The sequence below is a fragment of the Polaromonas sp. YR568 genome (assembly GCF_943372955.1).
Lineage (GTDB): Bacteria > Pseudomonadota > Gammaproteobacteria > Burkholderiales > Burkholderiaceae_C > Polaromonas.
On the sequence record NZ_CALSAL010000004.1, the window covers coordinates 83,122 to 99,561 of the forward strand.

Here is a 16,440-nt window from a genome sequence, read left to right on the forward strand (position 1 = left end):
CCGGCAGGCCAGGCGCAGGGGGGGGACACAGTTCAAAGACCTTTGCTCTGAAATGTTACTAGTCAGTAACTAAAATGACTGATTGGTAACTTATTGCGTAATTCACCATCCGGTGAGCCGCAAACAGACGAAGACACTTTGATGATGACGGTCCGTAACAACTCGACGAGCGCCCTGAAGGGCGGATTTTTGTGGGCCGTTTCGGTCGTTTTTTCTGCCTTGTCTGCTCTGGTGTTTGTCGCCACGGCGCAGGCTCAGGGTGCCGGCACCGTACCGGTCGAGACCGACGCGGTGGAGCACCCGTGGCTGGCGGCAGCCCCTTCCCGCGAACCAGAAACCTATTTCACCAACCTCAAGGACGGTGACAAGGTCGAAACGCCTTTCGTCGCGCGCTTTGGCCTCTCCATGCGCGGCCTGGTGCCAGCGGGCAAATCGGCGGGCCGTGCGGGCCACCACCACCTGCTGGTCAATCAGGGCTTGCCGATGGACTTCAAAAAGCCGCTGCCCTTCACGGACCAGTACATCCACTTTGGCAAAGGCCAGATGGAGTCGGTGATCAATCTGCCACCCGGTACCTACGAAGTGCGCCTGCTGCTGGCCGACGCGGGACACATTCCGTATTTCGTTTACAGCAAGCCGCTCAAGTTCACCGTGACGCGGCAGAACACATCCGTGGCCCCAGCCACCGTGCAGGGCGCACCGCGCATTGAACTCCTGAACGTGGCCGATGGGAGCGCCCTGCGCCCACCGTTTCGCCTGCAGTTCCACGCCAGCGGACTCAACATCTCCCACGTGGGTGCGCAGGCGCCAGACACCGGGCACTTCCGTCTGGTGATGGAGCGCAAAGGCCAGAAGCCTGAGCTGTTGAGTTTCACCGGAGGTCAGACTGAAGCGTGGTTCAGCCCGCCACCGGGTGACTACAACCTGAAGCTGGAACTGGTCAGCAACGCACCCGGCGCCAAGGTGCAGAGTGCGGCCAAGCCCGTGGCCGTGACGGTGGCGGCCCGCTGATCGCGCCCTGACACCGGGGTGACACCGCTTCAGGTGTTGCCCTGATGCGCTTCAGGCGCGCCGCCCACATGATGGGTCTTTGGCACTCAAGACCGGAGACCCTATGCAACGCCGTCAACTGCTTCAATCTGCTGCCGTCATCGCAGCCACTGCGGCCACGGGCGCCCGTGCCCAGCCCTTTCCTGCCAAACCGATCAAGCTGGTCATCGCCTTTCCGGCGGGCGGGCCCACCGACATCACGATGCGGGCACTGGCCGACAACGCCTCCAAGATTCTTGGCCAGACAGTCATCGTCGAGAACAAGCCCGGCGCCGGAGGCACCTTGCCGGCCCAGCAGCTGCAAAGCACGCCGGCCGACGGCTACACCCTGGCGCAGATTCCGCTGGGCGTGTTCCGTCTGCCCTACACCACCAAAATCAGCTGGGACCCGATCAAGGACCTGGCCTATGTGCTCAACGTCACCGGCTACGCCTTTGGTCTGGTGGTGCCCGCCGATTCGCCCCTCAAGACCTGGACGCACTTCGTCGGCTGGGCCAAGGCCAACCCCGGTAAGCTGAGCTACGGCTCCACCGGCACACTGACCAGCCCGCACCTGACGATGGAGCTGATCGCGCAGAAGCTGGGCATTGAACTGCTGCATGTGCCCTACAAAGGCAGTGCCGACCTGATGCAGTCCATCCTCGGCGGCAACATCATGGCGGCTGCCGACTCCACCGGTTTTGCGCCACAGGTCGAGGCCGGCAAGCTGCGCGTGCTCAACACCTGGGGCAGCGAGCGCCTGGCCAAGTTCCCCGATGCGCCCACGCTCAAGGAACTGGGTCTGGACATGGTGCAGAACTCACCCTTCGGCATTGCCGCCCCGCGCGACACGCCGCCTGCAGTGGTCAAGCGTCTGCACGATGCCTTCAAGCAAGCGATGGAGCAGGCCAGCTACCGCACCGCGCTCGCCAAGTACGACATGGTGCCGATGTACATGGGCTCAGCGGCCTACAGCAAGTTCGCCAAGGACACCTTCGCGCGTGAAAAAGCGCTGGTGGAAAAGCTTGGGCTGCTGAAGGCCTCGTGATCAGCGCGCGCTGAGCAGCGCGGCCGCCAGCTCGGCAAAACCCGCGCCGCGCTCACCGTGGGTCATATAACGCGGCAGGTGCGCGAGCTGCGGCACAAAGCGCGCGATGTTGGCCACGCCCACGCTGTGCGGGAAGGCTTCAAACATCAGCTGGTCGTTGGTCGAGTCGCCCACATACACCCACTGCGCCATCTCGTGGTCAAGCTGGCGCTGCCACAGCTGCTGCACGATCCAGCGTGCGCCTTCGAGCTTGTTGTGCGCACCGTACCAGCCGTTGATGTGGATGCTGCTCACCGTGGCATGCATGCCCTCGCTGCGCATCAGCGCCACCACCTGTGCGATGGTTTCTTCGCCCAGGTTGGTGAATTCGCTGTGGTCAATCGCGATGTCGGTCTCGCGGCCCGGCGAGTCGGTGGCGCGCTGCGCGCCGGGAATGCTGGTCTCGATGCGCGCCAGCACCGCCTGCATGCGGGCGAAGTTGGCGGCGCGCGTGGCTGGGTCCTGCTGATGGATTTTTTTCAGGGCTGGTTGGCCGTTGCTTGAATCGGGCAGCAGTGCCACGGCGCCGTTCTCCGCCACGATGGCATCCACTGGCCATTGCGCGGCAAAAGGCTCGCTCCAGCCGACCGGTCTTCCGGTGATAGCCACCACCGGCAGCCCGGCGGCCTTCAGGTCGTGCAGCGCCTGCAGCGCATCAGGCGTGATCGCGCCGTCGGTGGTCAGCGTGTCGTCGATGTCGGTGAACACGCCCCGGATGGCGCGGCGCTCGGCCAGTGGCCAGCGGGTGAGTTCTTGCATCGTGAAATTTTCTCACGTCGTGAAGAATTGCCCAGCTGTGGCTGCCAGAGTTCGAGTGGGTTGGCTACAATAGCGGCTTCCTGAGGAGCGTTGCAACCCACGGCATGTGGTCTAGGCTCAGGACTTTCATTTGCAACCACGCTCACCCGCATGTGCCTTATGCACCTTGAAGCCGGGTGAGTCAACACAAACTCCCCCGACTCTCTGATTGCTTTGCTGCTGTGCGGTCGTGGCTATTTTGCCGACCTTGACCCTCGATTTTGGAGATAACCAAATGAACGCCATTCTCAAACCCGTGCCCGTGAACGACTATGAAATCGCCGACCTGTCCCTCGCTGCCTGGGGCCGCAAGGAACTGAAGATCGCTGAGACCGAAATGCCCGGCCTGATGGCCATCCGCGAAGAATTCGCCAAGGCCCAGCCGCTGAAGGGCGCGCGCATCACCGGCTCGCTGCACATGACCATCCAGACTGGCGTGCTGATCGAGACGCTGCAGGCCCTGGGCGCTGATGTGCGCTGGGCATCGTGCAACATCTTCTCGACGCAAGACCACGCCGCTGCCGCCATCGTGGCCGCCGGCACCCCGGTGTTCGCCATCAAGGGCGAGACGCTGGCCGACTACTGGGACTACACCCACCGCATCTTCGAATTCAACGGCGCCAAGGGCACGCCTGAAGAAGGCCCCAACATGATCCTGGACGACGGCGGCGATGCGACCCTGCTGATGCACCTAGGCACCAAGGCCGAGACCGACGCCAGCCTGCTGGCCAACCCCGGCAGCGAAGAAGAGATCTGCCTGTTCAACTCGATCAAGGCCAAGCTGGCACAAGACCCGACCTGGTACAGCCGCCGCCTGAAGAACATCATCGGCGTGACCGAAGAAACCACCACCGGCGTGCTGCGCCTCAATGAGATGTCGGCCAAGGGCACGCTGGCCCTGCGCGCCATCAACGTGAACGACTCGGTCACCAAGAGCAAGTTCGACAACCTGTACGGCTGCCGCGAATCGCTGGTCGACGCCGTCAAGCGCGCCACCGACGTCATGATCGCCGGCAAGGTCGCCGTGGTTGCCGGCTACGGCGACGTGGGCAAGGGTTCTGCCCAGGCGCTGCGCGCGCTGTCGGCACAAGTCTGGGTCACCGAGATCGACCCCATCAACGCCCTGCAGGCCGCGATGGAAGGCTACAAGGTCGTGACCATGGAATACGCTGCCGACAAAGCCGACATCTTTGTGTCCGCCACCGGCAACAAGAACGTCATCACCTATGAGCACATGGCCGCGATGAAAGACCAGGCCATCGTCTGCAACATCGGCCATTTCGACAACGAGATCGATGTCGCCGCGCTGGAAAAGTGCACCTGGGAAGAGATCAAGCCGCAAGTCGACCACGTGATCTTCCCGGACGGCAAGCGCATCATTCTGCTGGCCAAGGGCCGTCTGGTGAACCTCGGTTGCGGCACTGGCCACCCCAGCTTCGTCATGTCTTCCAGTTTCGCCAACCAGACCATCGCGCAGATCGAGCTCTTCACCAAGAAGGCCGACTACGAAGTGGGCAAGGTTTACGTGCTGCCCAAGCACCTCGATGAAAAAGTCGCCCGTCTGCACCTGAAGAAAGTCGGCGCCATGCTGACCGAACTGAGCGACGAGCAGGCTGCTTACATCGGCGTGTCCAAAGCCGGCCCGTACAAAGCCGACACATATCGTTATTGATCTGCGCGACTGCGTGACCGTGATGCGTCGTTGCGGGTCCTCCCATGAATCCTCACGTACCTGTGTACGCTCCGGTTCATGGGGCCTCCCGCGCCTCGCCTGACGGCCGCTCGCTACGCGCACGACTCCTGGTAACGCCCCATGCGCGCTGACTTATTCCTCGTTGAACACGGCCATGCCGCCACCCGCTCGCAGGCCCAGCGCCTGATTGCGTCTGGCGTGCAGTGGCGCGTGGAGTCGGACAAGCCCTGGAAGAAGATCGCCAAGAACGGCGATGAGATTCCCGAGGCGGCCGAGTTGCAACTGCTGGACACGACCGAGGCCAAGTACATCTCGCGCGGCGGCCTCAAGCTCGAAGGCGCGCTGCAGAGCACGGGCCTCAAGGTCAAGGGCTTGCGTTGCCTTGACATCGGCCAGTCCACCGGTGGCTTCACCGACTGCCTGCTGCAGCACGGCGCGGCGCAGGTGGTGGGTGTGGATGTCGGCCATGGCCAGTTGCACCCCAGCTTGCGCAGCGACCCGCGCGTGGTGTGCCTTGAAGGCATCAATGCGCGCGCCATCGTGGCGGCGGACTTGATGACGCCTGTGGTTCACTCCCATGAAGAAGGTGAGCCTGCGGAGGACACGGTCGAGGGTGATGTTGAAGGCGGCGAGCCCATCGCTGCCGATTTCGATCTGCTCACCGGCGACCTGTCTTTCATCTCGCTCACGTTGGTGTTGCCTGCCGTGGTGCGCCTGCTCAAGCCGGGCGGTGACCTGCTGATGCTGGTGAAGCCCCAGTTTGAGCTGCAGCCCGGCCAGATCGGCAAGGGCGGCATCGTGCGTGACGCGGCCCACTTTGCGTTTGTCGAGCAGCGCCTGCGCGAGGCCTGCACTGCGCTGGGCATGGACGTGAAGGCCTGGCTCGATTCACCGATTGAAGGCGGCGACGGCAACCGCGAGTTTTTCATCCACGCCCTCAAGGGCCATGACAACGCGGGCGAAAGCCTGCCACTGCCTGCGGCGCCGCAGCGCAAGGCGCCCAAGCGCCAGCCGCGTGCCGAACGGCGCGAGCCGCATGAAGACCCGGAAGCCGCGCATGCCGGCCAGCCCGGACCGGCTCGCAGCAAGCGCCGGATCAAGCCAACCGATTCCTGAAGAGAGAGTGAAGATGGCCGCGATGAATCTGCCTCTGAGTTTTGAATTTTTTCCGCCCAAGACGCCTGAAGGCGCCGAGAAGCTGCGCGCCACGCGCCAGGCCCTGTATGCGTTCCAGCCCGAGTTCTGCTCGGTCACTTTTGGTGCCGGTGGCTCCACGCAAGAGGGCACCTTCGGCACCGTGAAGGAAATCCTGGGTGAAGGTGTGGCGGCCGCCTCGCATTTCTCCTGCGTCGGCGCGACCAAGGCCACGGTGCGTGCGCAACTGACCACCCTGCGCGCCATGGGCGTCAAGCGCTTGGTCGCACTGCGCGGTGACTTGCCCAGCGGCTATGGCATTGGCGGCGAATTCCATTACGCCAGCGATCTGGTGGCTTTCATCCGCGAAGAGACCGGCGACGCCTTCCACATCGAAGTGGCGGCCTACCCGGAAATCCATCCACAGGCCAAGTCGGCCGATGCTGACCTCAAGGCTTTTGCCGCCAAGGTGAAGGCCGGCGCCGACTCGGCCATCACCCAGTACTTCTTCAACTCCGACGCCTACTTCCGTTTTGTCGATGACGCGCTCGCGTTAGGCGTTGAGGTGCCCGTGGTGCCCGGCATCATGCCGATTACCAGCTCCACGCAGTTGATGCGCTTTTCCGATGCCTGCGGCGCCGAGATTCCACGCTGGATCCGCCTGCGCCTGCAGGGCTATGGCGATGACGCGGCATCCATCAAGAGCTTTGGACTCGACGTCATCACCGACCTCTGCGACCAGCTGCGCACAGCCGGTGTGCCCGGCATTCATTTCTACACGATGAACCAGGCGGGCGCGACGACGGAAATCATCCAGCGACTGCAGCAGCGCTGAAGCGGGCGAGGACCTGCATGCTGAAGCAACGATTCACCATGCAAGTCATCCTGTGCAGAGCGCCCGGGACACTTTTGGCCGCTGTGGTGCTGTTCGGTCTGGTGGCCTGCGGCACAGCGCCGGTTCGCACACCGGTTGCGACTATACCGGCGGCTGCTCCCGCGGTAACGCCTTCTCCTGCTGCGGCGCAGGGCGATTCAGCAACGCCCGGCGATCTGCCGATCGCTGACGCACCACCCATCGGACCACGGCCCGCTTTGCTTGGCGGCGAATCGGCGCGCGAGTTCCAGCGCGGCGGTGCTTCCTGGTATGGCCCGGGCTTTCACGGCCGCCGCACCGCCAGCGGCGACCGGTTCAACATGCACGCACTCACCGCTGCCCACCGCACGCTGCCCTTCGGCACGCTGGTGCGGGTGCACAGCCTGGTCAATGGCCGCGAGGTGGAGGTGCGCATCACCGACCGCGGGCCTTACATTCACGGCCGCATCATCGACCTGAGCCGCTCTGCCGCGCAGGCGCTCGACATGCTGGGGCTGGGCTTCAAGGAGGTGGTGCTGATGGTGCCGGAATCGACGCCCATGGTGTCGCCCCTGCCGCCACCGGCACCGGCACCGGTGCGGCGCGCACCCGCCAGGCGCCAACCTTCCCGGTAATTAACAAGGACGAGCAGGGAAACAAAGGCGCCGTGTATCAGCTGCAAGCAGATGTCAGCCTGCATGCCACCGCGCCAGCCGTGCATTGCCTTTGCGCTCCTACGCGCTAGCATCCCCCTTCAGCCCGGTCTGCTGCGGACACTTCAGACCGTGTTGCCGAAATATCTCCGAAGGAGGCCCCATGGCTGAACCCATTCCCTCAACACCCGGCGACGCCGCCGAGCGCGAGCTGGTCATCACCCGGCTGATCGACGCCCCGCGCGAGAAGGTCTATCAGGCCTGGACCACGCCCGCGCTGCTGCTGCAGTGGTTCACGCCCAAGCCCTGGCAGACGGTGAGCGCCGAACTCGACGTGCGACCGGGCGGCGCCAGCCTGATCGTAATGCGCGGCCCGGACGGCACCGAATTCCCCAACCGCGGCGTGTACCTGGAGGTGGTGCCCAATGAGAAGTTGGTGTTCACTGACGCCTATACCGAAGCCTGGAAACCTTCCGACAAGCCCTTCATGACGGGCATCCTGACGTTTGCCGACGAAGGCGGCAAGACGCGCTACACCGCCCGGGTGCAGCACTGGTCGATGGCCGACCGCGAAGCGCATGAAAAGATGGGCTTTCACGACGGCTGGGGCAAGGCGACGGCGCAGTTGGCTGAACTGCTGGGCGCGCCGCCACCGACGGCCTGAGGCTGGTCGGTTCAGGCCCGGTCGCACGGGTCCCAGAGCCCCTCGCGATGGCGGGGCTATCGCCTGCAGAAACATGTGAAACTTCCTATAATTTCAGAAATTACTGAAAATTCAGCAAAGAAAATCATGAATCTGGCCCCGCTCACCCAGCGGTTTGTCCTGCACTTCGGTGAGATGGGCAGCCGCTGGGGCATCAACCGCACCGTGGGGCAGATTTATGCCTTGCTGTATGTCTCTCCCCGCGCGCTGAACGCCGACGAAATCGGCGAGGCGCTGTCGTTTTCCCGCTCCAACGTCAGCATGGGCCTGAAAGAGCTGGAGTCGTGGAACTTGGTGCGCCTGCAGCACCTGCCCGGCGACCGCCGCGAGTACTTCCAGGCGCCCGACGATGTGTGGGCCATCTTCCGCACGCTGGCTGAAGAGCGGCGCAAGCGCGAAATCGATCCCACGCTGTCGATGCTGCGCGACGCGCTGATGGAGCAACCCTCCGTCGGCGATGACATCCATGCCCAGGCCCGCATGAAGCAGATGCACGACCTGATCGAGCTGATGACCGGCTGGCTGGCCGATGTGCAGAAGATGGATTCGGCCACGCTGGTCAGCCTGATGAAGATGGGCGCCAAGGTGCAACGCCTTCTGGAAGCCAAAGACAAGGTGGCAAACACCGTGCGCTCAGGTTTTGCAGGGCGTGCCAAGCCCGTGCAGAATGAGTCTGGCAGCAGGGACGGCCATACAACCGACAGTTCAGCAACCAAGGCCTGACGATGGACAATCTCGACGCTCTCCTTCTGGCGCGCATTCAGTTCGCCGCGAACATTACCTTCCACATCCTCTTCCCGACCATCAGCATTTCGCTGGGCTGGGTACTGCTGTACTTCAAGCTGCGCTTCGTCAAGACCGGGCAGCAGCACTGGATGGACGCCTACCAGTTCTGGGTCAAGATCTTTGCCCTCACCTTTGCGTTGGGCGTGGTCAGCGGCATCACCATGAGCTTCCAGTTCGGCACCAACTGGCCGGGCTACATGGAAAAGGTCGGCAACATCGCCGGCCCGCTGCTCGCGTATGAAGTGCTCACCGCCTTCTTCCTTGAAGCCACCATGCTGGGCGTGATGCTCTTTGGTCGCCAGCGCGTCAGCGAGCGCATGCACACCTTTGCCACGTTTCTGGTGGCGGGCGGCACCACGATGTCTGCCTTCTGGATTCTGGCGCTCAACTCGTGGATGCACACGCCCGCCGGCTTCGAAATGATTGACGGCAAGGCGCATGTCACCAGCTGGCTGGAGGTGATCTTCAACCCCTCCTTCCCCTACCGCTTCACCCACATGATGCTGGCTTCGGGCCTCACGGTGGCGTTCATCGTGGCCGGCATTTCGGCCTACCGCTGGCTGCGCAACGACCGTGGCGCCGAGGTGCTGACCGGCCTGAAAACCGGCGTGTACCTGGCCGCGGTGCTGATTCCGCTCCAGATCGTTGCGGGCGACCTGCATGGCCTCAACACCATGGAACACCAGCCAGCCAAATTGGCAGCGATGGAAGGCATCTGGAAAACCGAGAAGGGCGTGGGCGCCGTGCTGTTCGGCATCCCCGACGAGAAGGCGCGCGAGAACAAGTATGAGATCGCCATTCCCAAGCTCGCCTCCTTCTACCTCACCCACGACTGGAATGGCGAGGTCAAGGGGCTGGACCAGTTTGAAGACAAGCACCCGCCGGTGGCGCCAGTGTTCTGGGCCTTCCGCATCATGGTCGGTGTGGGCATGTTGATGCTGCTGGTCAGCTGGATGTGCGCCTTCCAGCTCGCGCCGTGGAAGAAAGACCCCTCCCGCACGATCAGGCCGTGGCAAGCCCGGGTGCTGGTGGCCATGACGTTTGCCGGCTGGGTGGCGCTGGTGGCGGGCTGGTACGTGACAGAGATCGGGCGCCAGCCCTGGTTGGTGCACGGCGTGCTCACCACGGCACAAGCTGCGTCGCAGGTACCCGCACCGCGCATCGCGCTGACGCTGGCCATGTACCTCACGCTCTATGCGGCGCTGATCGTGGCCTACATCTCTGTGGTGTTCTATCTGGCGCGGCACAAGAAGCATGCCGACAAGCCGTTCGGCGACAGCATCGAGCAGCAGCCCAACGTCATCAACTACCCCGAAAAGCAGGGAGCATCCCATGCTTGATATGGCCCCCGACCTGACCCAGGCCGCGGGCTGGATGCCCATCGTCTTTCTGGTGGTGATGGGGCTGGCGATGCTGGCCTATGTGATTCTTGACGGCTACGACCTCGGTGTGGGTGTGTTGATGCGCCGCGCCAGCGAAGACGACAAGGACAGCATGATCGCCAGCATCGGCCCCTTCTGGGACGCGAATGAAACCTGGCTGGTGCTGGGCGTGGGCATTCTGCTCACCGTATTCCCCATGGCACACGGCATGATCCTCGGTGCGCTGTATCTGCCGGTGGCGCTGATGCTGATCGGCCTCACGTTGCGCGGCGTGGCGTTTGACTTCCGCGTGAAAGCCACCGCGTCGCACAAGCCGCTGTGGAACACCATGTTCTACGCCGGCTCCCTGCTGGCCAGCTGGTCGCAGGGCTACATGCTGGGCTCGCTGATCACCGGTTTCTCGTCCGACCTGTGGACGATTGCCTTCAACTCGGTGATTGGTTTTGCGCTGGTGGCGGCTTACTGCCTGATCGGTGCGGGCTGGCTCATCATGAAGTCGGTTGGCGAGCTGCAACTGCAAGCCGTGCGCTGGGCCAAGGCCAGCCTGTTCTTCACCATGGCGGGTGTGGCGGCCATCTCGCTGGCCACGCCGCTGGTCAGCAGCAGCATTTTTGCCAAGTGGTTTGCCTTCCCCAACATCGTGCTGCTGATGCCGATTCCCATCGCCACCGCAGTGCTGTTCGCGGTGATCTGGCGCAGCCTGCAGCGCCTGCCGGTGCGCTTGGCACAGGGCAACGAGTACGGCGCGTGGGTTCCGTTTGGTGCCACCGTCGGCGTGTTTCTGCTGGCCTTTTACGGTCTCGCCTACAGCCTTTTCCCGTGGCTGGTGATCGATGAGGTGAGCATCTGGAAAGCCGCCACGTCGCCCGAAGCCATGAAGATCATTCTGGTCGGCGCACTGGTGGTGTTGCCGATGATCGTTGGGTACACGATCTTTGCTTACCGGGTGTTCTGGGGCAAGAGCGTCGCGTTGAAGTATTAGCCCCCACGCTCCCCCACTGCGTGTGGGTCGCTGCCCCCCGAGGGGGCTGTTCGCCTGCGGTCTGGCGAAGCCGGTTCCACGGCTCATCTACAGAGCCCCCACGGTCGCTCACTGCGTGTAACTCCCTGCCCCCCGAGGGGGCCACTCCGCCTGCGGTCTGGCGAAGCCAGTCCCGCGGCTCTGCTGGTGGAATGCGAGCCTCTGCAACGCGCGCTCTTAAATTTCGTTCGCCCTGAGCTTGTCGAAGGGCTTTGACGGATTCACCGGTCGTTAAACCTGCACCAAGTGCTTCCGCGCCGCCTCGCGCACCGCGTGCGTCAGCCGCTGTGCGGCGAGCGGCTCGCGCGCCCAGTGTTGCCAGTACAGCACCACATCGACCGTGCGACCAGGCCAGACTTCCTGCAGGCCTTCGCGTTTGCCGCGTGCGGCCAGCAGCAGCTCGGGCAGCATGCCCCAGCCCATGCCCAGCTCCAGAGCGCGTTCGAATGCATCGGCCGCCGGCACAAAGTGGCGCGGGTAGGGTGCATCGCGCAGGTTGAAGTGCTGCGCCAGAAACGCATCCTGCAGCGCGTCCTTGCGGTTGAAAATCACTGCCGGGGTTTGCAGCAGCCGGTGTGCCAGCCCGGTGGCCCTTGCTGCTGCGGAGGTGGGCCATGCCTCCAGCAGCGCCGGTGCAGCCATGCAGCGGTAGCGCATGATGCCCAGCGGCTCTGCCACACAGCCGCGCATCGCCGTGGCCAGCGTGGTCACGCAGCCGGTCACATCGCCGTTCTTCAGTGCGTCGTGGGTGTGGTCCTGGTCGTCCACCAGCACCTCCAGCAACAGCCCATGTTGCTGCAGCGCCGGTGCCACGCCGGGCAGGAACCAGCTGGCCAGTGAGTCGGCATTGACGGCCACGCTCACCGTCTGCCAGCGCTCGGTGCCAGCGGTGCTGCCCGAGCGGCCCGGCAAGCTGGCCAGCAGGTCGGCTTCCATCAGCCGGAGCTGCCGCGCATGGGCCAGCAGTGCCTGCCCGGCTGGCGTGGCTCGTACCTGCTTGCCCCGCACCAGCAGGCGCTGGCCCAGTGCTTCTTCCAGCGACTTGATGCGCAGCGACACCGCTGCCAGCGTGAGGTGCAGCGCCTTGGCGGCCGCGCCAAAGCTGCCCTGTTCGATCACGGCGGCCAGTGCTTCCAGTTGGCGGGCGTCCAGCATGTGCAGTCAATAAAAAATTGAATGAATCAAATTCTAGTTACTTTGGTTTAACTTGAGTGCCAGGGGTGGCAGACTCCACCCCATGTCTTCTTTCACTGCCCCCGCCTTTCTTGCGGCCTTCATTCCCGGTCTGGTGCTCAGCCTGTCGTTGATCATGGCGATTGGCCCCCAGAACGCCCACGTCATGCGCATGGGCCTCACGCGCCAGCACCTGTGGCTGACGATTGCGGTGTGCGTCGCGACCGATGTGGCGCTCATCGCTGTGGGCGTGGCCGGGCTGGCGCAGCTGGGTGGCTTGTCCGACCGGCTGGTGGGCGCGATGACCGGCGGCGGCGCGGTGGTGCTGCTGATTTACGGCGCGCAGGCCATGCGCCGGTTTCTGAACCCGGTGGCTGTGGCGCTGGCAGACGGGCCGCAGGCCAGTGGTGCGGCACGCGCCGTGACGCGCCGACAGGCGGTGGTGCTGGCACTCACGCTGTCATGGCTGAACCCGCACGCCTGGCTCGACACTGCCGTGGTCATCGGCACCGCCTCGCTGGCCTATGCCCAGCCGCAGAATGCCGTGTTTGGCTTGGGCGCTGCTGTGGGCTCGACGCTGTGGTTCGCCAGCCTGGGCCTGGCCATGGCGGTGCTGGGCCGCCGCATGGATTCACCCGTGTTCTGGCGTGCGCTCGACGGACTGGTGGCGCTGATGATGTGGGGCACGGCCCTGTGGTTGCTGGCCGGGCTGCTCTAGAACTGGCCCGGCGTGCCCTCAGCCCGCCCGCCAGAACGCTGGCTGGCTATAGTGGTGCTTGAGGAAGTCAATCCACAAGCGCACCCGCAGTGGCATGTGCTTGCGCTGCGGAAACACGGCGTAAATGCCGTTGGGCGGCGCCGCAAAATCATCGAGCACCGTCACCAGGCGGCCGCTGGCGATGTCTGCCTCCACCTCCCAGGTGCTGCGCCAGGCGATGCCGTAGCCGTCCACGCACCAGTCGTGCAGAACCTGGCCGTCAGAGCAATCGAGCGGCCCGCCCGGCTTGAGGTGCACCACCTCACCGGCAATCAGAAAAGCCCAGCCGCGCGTCTGCGAGGCATCGCTCGACAGCGTCAGGCAGTCAAACCGCGCCAGCTCGCTCGGGTGCTGTGGCGTGCCGTGGCTCTTGAGGTACTGCGGCGTTGCCACGCACAGGCGCCGGTTGTCGGCCATGCGCACGCTGACCAGCGAAGAGTCGGGCAGGTCGCCGACCCGCACCGCGCAGTCAAAGCCTTCGCCGGCCAGGTCCACCACGCGGTCGCTCAGGTTCAGTGAAATGCTCACATCGGCATGCTGCTCGCGGAACTTGGTGACCAACGGCGCCACATGGCGGCGGCCAAAACCGGCCGGCGCGGTGATGCGCAAGTGGCCGCTGGCCTTCACGCCGCCGGCCGACACGCTGGCCTCGGCATTGGCCAGGTCCGACAGCAGGCGCTGGCAGTCCTCCAGAAAGGCGCTGCCCTCGTGCGTGAGCGCAATGCGGCGCGTGGTACGCACCAGCAGCTTCACGCCCAGGCGCTCTTCCAGCGCATCCAGCCGCCGCCCCATGATGGCCGGGGCCACCCCTTCGGCCTTGGCGGCCGCCGTCAAACTGCCCCGGGCGACCACCGACACGAATGACTCTAATTGTTTCAATTTGTCCATACAGACAAATTACCCGCTGAAAAGGCAAAAATCAATGCGTGGAATTACATGATTGGGCTGTTTTTGGGGAAATTCCAACGGGTTGGGGTAGTTTTTGGGCTTGGGCGAGTTTGATTGGGTCTTTGGGAACTACAGTCGTTGAAAAAACAGGGTCACCTAGGATCGTTCAGTGAGCAGAGTGATGCTGGTACGGTCAAGTACTGGGTTTTCGGCGGAAAACCCACGCTGCAAGCCACTTTCAGGAAGGCCTCATGTTAAGAATAAGCGCTGATCAGTTTTTTGAGCAGGTTTTGCTCCACACATTACGTTGGGCCGTATGAAGGCTCCTTTTCCTCACCCCGTGGTGTCAACACAAATTTGCGTCGCGATCGCGGCATTCGCAGCTGCGCTTTCAAGCGCCAACGCACAGGTGCTTCGAGACTACCGTTGCAAGATCGAACGCGTGGCTACAGCTGAACCTCCGCCAAACAGTCAGCTTGACTTTCGAGTCAAGAACTATGTCGGCAAGGAGTTCACTGTTGAGAGAAGGACCGGGATGATGGTCGGCGCATTGAAGAACGCTTACATCACCAAGCCCGAAGTCATCGACGCTGGATCAGACGAAAACTCCTACAAGGTCGTCACTATATTGCGCACGGAGCAAGGCATAGGGCGGGGTGCAAATGCCTATATGTTGGTAATCAATGAATATAAGAAGGTAGCGGCAAAGCCGTTCACCTTCGTCCAGAACGACGAGGTCTACTTCGGCACATGCGTCCATTTCTAGCGCAAGTGCAGCCCAACCCACCATTCGAGCGCATCTCAAAAAGGCAGTACTGCTCGCTTGTTTTTTCAGAATGGGGGTGCGCTTTTTGATGCCACTCAATTCAGACGTCAAAGGAGAGAATTTTTGATCATCCCTTCAAACAGACTTCTAGGGGTTGCCTCGTCAATCAACGAGTGGATTGGGTTTGCCCGCTGATGCTTAACCCTTCCAGGTATAGGAATCGGTCCGGTAGGCCGGATCGAGCCTTTCATGTCAAACGTTAGATTCGAAATACACGCGATTCCGACCGCACAAGTTGGCATCGACTCGCAGTGCCTTTCATATGCTATCGATGCCTTCGCAGGCATTTCAACCCCGAAGGACTCGTTGGCATCTCAAAGAATTGCCTTAACTCGTCTCTTCTTCTATCTTCCCGGGACGCTTTGGGTTACCCCTACCGTAACTGCAGAGTGCGCCCAGATTCGCAACATCGAACGAGCCGATTTGCATGCGAGCTTCATTCGCGTCCTGTTCGGTGAAATACCCCTTAACTCTCCCCATTCAATAACCGCCCGGGCATCGCTTTTACAGAAGCATCACAGGGGCGTGAATGACTGCACGATCGTCGCAGAAGCAGAGGATGTCGGTCACACGGTGTTGCTTACGTTCGATTCGGATCTCGGTCGTCATCTCGCTCCGCACACTTCGGTCCGACTTCTGCAACCGCTTGAGTATTGGAATTTGCTTGCCATCCCGCTTGGTAGCAAGCCTGACAAGGTGCCCCATCCAACAAATCCTCTGGCCTCTCAGGATTGGTGGCGCTGGTAACCGAATCTATTTTTTGCGCGGTACGGAAATAGAACTGAAGGCTGCGGCTTCGCCATATTGGTTGTGTCTAGGTCAGCGCCGACGTTAACTTCGCCCGCGGACGCCGATGTACGGGTTGCAAGTTGTATTGCAAGGAGCGCTCGGTTGAAAGCGCCCTACTCCCGCTCCCTCGCCATATGCAATTGATGCAGGGTGATCTTGCGCACCTCGGACTGGCTGGTCTCGATGTGGGCGCGCAGCAGCATGGCGGCTTCGTCGCCGCGTCGGCGCTGGATGGCTTTGAGAATCTTGGCGTGTTCGTCGTAGGTGGCGTCGATGCGCGGCTGCTGGGTGAAGTCGAGCCGGCGAATCACGCGGATGCGGTCGGTCACTTCGCGGTGCACTCTGGCCATCTCGGCGTTGCCAGCGGCTTCGACCAGGGCGCAGTGAAAGGCTTCATCCCACTCGGCCACCTGCACGGCGTCGCGGCTGCGTGATTCCTGGGGGATCAGCCAGGTCGCGTTGAGGGCGTCAAGCTGTGCGGTGTTGATGCGGCGCCCGTCGTCGCTGAGCCGGCGCACGGCGGTGGTCTCCAGCACCATGCGCAGGTCGTACAGCGCCTCGAACTGCTGAAAGTCAAACGGCAGCACGCGCCAGCCGCTGCGGAACATCACCTCGACAAAGCCCTCTTGCTGCATGCGAAACAGCGCCTGCCGCACCGGCGTGCGTGACACGCCCAGGCGTTCGCTGATCTCGGTTTCGGTGAAGCGGTCGCCCGGCACCAGCTTGAAGGCGGCCACATCACGCTTGAGCTGCTGGTACACCTCTTCGGCGCGCGAACGGCGTGCGGGCACGGTGCTGGCCTCGGGCGTGGCGGTGTGGGCAGATGTCATGGCATGCAGAGGATAAACCTGCCGTGGTGCTGTTGGGC

Annotated in this window: 17 protein-coding genes and 1 riboswitch; of the genes, 13 read left to right on the forward strand and 4 right to left on the reverse strand. The window is 63.0% G+C overall.

Translation table 11 applies throughout. The features are described from left to right. Window positions 1–144 precede the first annotated feature (144 nt). Together AAG793_RS12055 and AAG793_RS12060 are read left to right on the forward strand one after the other, a co-directional pair. Window positions 145–1,011 carry a DUF4399 domain-containing protein gene (locus tag AAG793_RS12055; protein ID WP_341908531.1) on the forward strand — a complete coding sequence of 289 codons (867 nt, stop codon included), beginning with the start codon at window positions 145–147 and terminating at the stop codon, window positions 1,009–1,011. A gap of 103 nt (window positions 1,012–1,114) precedes the next feature. Next, window positions 1,115–2,077 (forward strand): tripartite tricarboxylate transporter substrate binding protein, encoded by a 963-nt coding sequence (locus AAG793_RS12060; RefSeq protein ID WP_341908532.1) that lies wholly within the window; start codon window positions 1,115–1,117, stop codon window positions 2,075–2,077. On the opposite strand, the gene AAG793_RS12065 is transcribed toward AAG793_RS12060, so the two are convergent. Beyond that, the gene (locus AAG793_RS12065) at window positions 2,078–2,875 is read right to left on the reverse strand and encodes an HAD-IIB family hydrolase (RefSeq protein ID WP_341908533.1); all 798 of its coding nucleotides are present in this window, start codon (window positions 2,873–2,875) and stop codon (window positions 2,078–2,080) included. A gap of 76 nt (window positions 2,876–2,951) precedes the next feature. Further along, a riboswitch (S-adenosyl-L-homocysteine riboswitch) is annotated at window positions 2,952–3,026 on the forward strand. Window positions 3,027–3,149: 123 nt separating this feature from the next. Between AAG793_RS12065 and ahcY the strand changes: the two genes are divergently transcribed. The 8 genes from ahcY (at window position 3,150) to AAG793_RS12105 (ending at window position 11,100) form a co-directional block, all read left to right on the forward strand. Continuing rightward, a complete protein-coding gene (gene ahcY, locus AAG793_RS12070) occupies window positions 3,150–4,586 on the forward strand; it encodes an adenosylhomocysteinase (RefSeq protein WP_341908534.1) in 1,437 nt (478 codons plus the stop codon). Window positions 4,587–4,727: 141 nt separating this feature from the next. Further along, window positions 4,728–5,723 (forward strand): TlyA family RNA methyltransferase, encoded by a 996-nt coding sequence (locus tag AAG793_RS12075; RefSeq protein ID WP_341908535.1) that lies wholly within the window; start codon window positions 4,728–4,730, stop codon window positions 5,721–5,723. Between the two features lie 22 nt (window positions 5,724–5,745). Then, window positions 5,746–6,576 (forward strand): methylenetetrahydrofolate reductase [NAD(P)H], encoded by an 831-nt coding sequence (gene metF, locus AAG793_RS12080; RefSeq protein WP_341908681.1) that lies wholly within the window; start codon window positions 5,746–5,748, stop codon window positions 6,574–6,576. Between the two features lie 17 nt (window positions 6,577–6,593). After that, window positions 6,594–7,229 (forward strand): septal ring lytic transglycosylase RlpA family protein, encoded by a 636-nt coding sequence (locus tag AAG793_RS12085; RefSeq protein ID WP_341908536.1) that lies wholly within the window; start codon window positions 6,594–6,596, stop codon window positions 7,227–7,229. Between the two features lie 181 nt (window positions 7,230–7,410). Beyond that, window positions 7,411–7,911 (forward strand): SRPBCC family protein, encoded by a 501-nt coding sequence (locus AAG793_RS12090; RefSeq protein ID WP_341908537.1) that lies wholly within the window; start codon window positions 7,411–7,413, stop codon window positions 7,909–7,911. A 126-nt stretch (window positions 7,912–8,037) separates the two neighbouring features. Then, window positions 8,038–8,673 (forward strand): GbsR/MarR family transcriptional regulator, encoded by a 636-nt coding sequence (locus AAG793_RS12095; protein WP_341908538.1) that lies wholly within the window; start codon window positions 8,038–8,040, stop codon window positions 8,671–8,673. Window positions 8,674–8,675: 2 nt separating this feature from the next. Then, window positions 8,676–10,076 carry a cytochrome ubiquinol oxidase subunit I gene (locus tag AAG793_RS12100; RefSeq protein WP_341908539.1) on the forward strand — a complete coding sequence of 467 codons (1,401 nt, stop codon included), beginning with the start codon at window positions 8,676–8,678 and terminating at the stop codon, window positions 10,074–10,076. Continuing rightward, window positions 10,069–11,100: a cytochrome d ubiquinol oxidase subunit II gene (locus AAG793_RS12105; RefSeq protein WP_341908540.1), complete on the forward strand. Its 1,032-nt coding sequence runs from the start codon at window positions 10,069–10,071 to the stop codon at window positions 11,098–11,100. The genes AAG793_RS12100 and AAG793_RS12105 overlap by 8 nt, the downstream gene beginning before the upstream one ends. A 270-nt stretch (window positions 11,101–11,370) precedes the next feature. Here AAG793_RS12105 and AAG793_RS12110 read toward each other — a convergent pair whose 3' ends face one another. Continuing rightward, window positions 11,371–12,294: an HTH-type transcriptional regulator ArgP gene (locus tag AAG793_RS12110; RefSeq protein ID WP_341908541.1), complete on the reverse strand. Its 924-nt coding sequence runs from the start codon at window positions 12,292–12,294 to the stop codon at window positions 11,371–11,373. Window positions 12,295–12,376: 82 nt separating this feature from the next. Between AAG793_RS12110 and AAG793_RS12115 the strand changes: the two genes are divergently transcribed. After that, a complete protein-coding gene (locus AAG793_RS12115) occupies window positions 12,377–13,030 on the forward strand; it encodes a LysE family transporter (protein ID WP_341908542.1) in 654 nt (217 codons plus the stop codon). Window positions 13,031–13,048: 18 nt separating this feature from the next. Here the strand turns inward: AAG793_RS12115 and AAG793_RS12120 are convergent, their stop codons facing one another. Continuing rightward, window positions 13,049–13,957: a LysR family transcriptional regulator gene (locus AAG793_RS12120; protein WP_341908543.1), complete on the reverse strand. Its 909-nt coding sequence runs from the start codon at window positions 13,955–13,957 to the stop codon at window positions 13,049–13,051. A gap of 316 nt (window positions 13,958–14,273) precedes the next feature. Between AAG793_RS12120 and AAG793_RS12125 the strand changes: the two genes are divergently transcribed. Together AAG793_RS12125 and AAG793_RS12130 are read left to right on the forward strand one after the other, a co-directional pair. Next, window positions 14,274–14,723, forward strand: a complete 450-nt coding sequence (locus AAG793_RS12125) for a hypothetical protein (protein WP_341908544.1) — start codon at window positions 14,274–14,276, stop codon at window positions 14,721–14,723. Between the two features lie 249 nt (window positions 14,724–14,972). Continuing rightward, window positions 14,973–15,530 (forward strand): type II toxin-antitoxin system VapC family toxin, encoded by a 558-nt coding sequence (locus tag AAG793_RS12130; RefSeq protein WP_341908545.1) that lies wholly within the window; start codon window positions 14,973–14,975, stop codon window positions 15,528–15,530. Between the two features lie 155 nt (window positions 15,531–15,685). Here AAG793_RS12130 and AAG793_RS12135 read toward each other — a convergent pair whose 3' ends face one another. Further along, window positions 15,686–16,402, reverse strand: coding sequence for a GntR family transcriptional regulator (locus AAG793_RS12135; protein WP_341908546.1), 717 nt, complete (start codon window positions 16,400–16,402; stop codon window positions 15,686–15,688). Window positions 16,403–16,440: the final 38 nt, after the last annotated feature.

What these genes read in the sequence shown, in the direction of transcription:
- AAG793_RS12055 (WP_341908531.1), top strand. Translation starts at nt 145, where the DNA reads ATGACGGTCCGTAACAACTCGACGAGCGCCCTGAAGGGCGGATTTTTG.
- AAG793_RS12060 (WP_341908532.1), top strand. Translation starts at nt 1,115, where the DNA reads ATGCAACGCCGTCAACTGCTTCAATCTGCTGCCGTCATCGCAGCCACT.
- AAG793_RS12065 (WP_341908533.1), bottom strand. Translation starts at nt 2,875, where the DNA reads ATGCAAGAACTCACCCGCTGGCCACTGGCCGAGCGCCGCGCCATCCGG.
- ahcY (WP_341908534.1), top strand. Translation starts at nt 3,150, where the DNA reads ATGAACGCCATTCTCAAACCCGTGCCCGTGAACGACTATGAAATCGCC.
- AAG793_RS12075 (WP_341908535.1), top strand. Translation starts at nt 4,728, where the DNA reads ATGCGCGCTGACTTATTCCTCGTTGAACACGGCCATGCCGCCACCCGC.
- metF (WP_341908681.1), top strand. Translation starts at nt 5,746, where the DNA reads ATGAATCTGCCTCTGAGTTTTGAATTTTTTCCGCCCAAGACGCCTGAA.
- AAG793_RS12085 (WP_341908536.1), top strand. Translation starts at nt 6,594, where the DNA reads ATGCTGAAGCAACGATTCACCATGCAAGTCATCCTGTGCAGAGCGCCC.
- AAG793_RS12090 (WP_341908537.1), top strand. Translation starts at nt 7,411, where the DNA reads ATGGCTGAACCCATTCCCTCAACACCCGGCGACGCCGCCGAGCGCGAG.
- AAG793_RS12095 (WP_341908538.1), top strand. Translation starts at nt 8,038, where the DNA reads ATGAATCTGGCCCCGCTCACCCAGCGGTTTGTCCTGCACTTCGGTGAG.
- AAG793_RS12100 (WP_341908539.1), top strand. Translation starts at nt 8,676, where the DNA reads ATGGACAATCTCGACGCTCTCCTTCTGGCGCGCATTCAGTTCGCCGCG.
- AAG793_RS12105 (WP_341908540.1), top strand. Translation starts at nt 10,069, where the DNA reads ATGCTTGATATGGCCCCCGACCTGACCCAGGCCGCGGGCTGGATGCCC.
- AAG793_RS12110 (WP_341908541.1), bottom strand. Translation starts at nt 12,294, where the DNA reads ATGCTGGACGCCCGCCAACTGGAAGCACTGGCCGCCGTGATCGAACAG.
- AAG793_RS12115 (WP_341908542.1), top strand. Translation starts at nt 12,377, where the DNA reads ATGTCTTCTTTCACTGCCCCCGCCTTTCTTGCGGCCTTCATTCCCGGT.
- AAG793_RS12120 (WP_341908543.1), bottom strand. Translation starts at nt 13,957, where the DNA reads ATGGACAAATTGAAACAATTAGAGTCATTCGTGTCGGTGGTCGCCCGG.
- AAG793_RS12125 (WP_341908544.1), top strand. Translation starts at nt 14,274, where the DNA reads ATGAAGGCTCCTTTTCCTCACCCCGTGGTGTCAACACAAATTTGCGTC.
- AAG793_RS12130 (WP_341908545.1), top strand. Translation starts at nt 14,973, where the DNA reads ATGTCAAACGTTAGATTCGAAATACACGCGATTCCGACCGCACAAGTT.
- AAG793_RS12135 (WP_341908546.1), bottom strand. Translation starts at nt 16,402, where the DNA reads ATGACATCTGCCCACACCGCCACGCCCGAGGCCAGCACCGTGCCCGCA.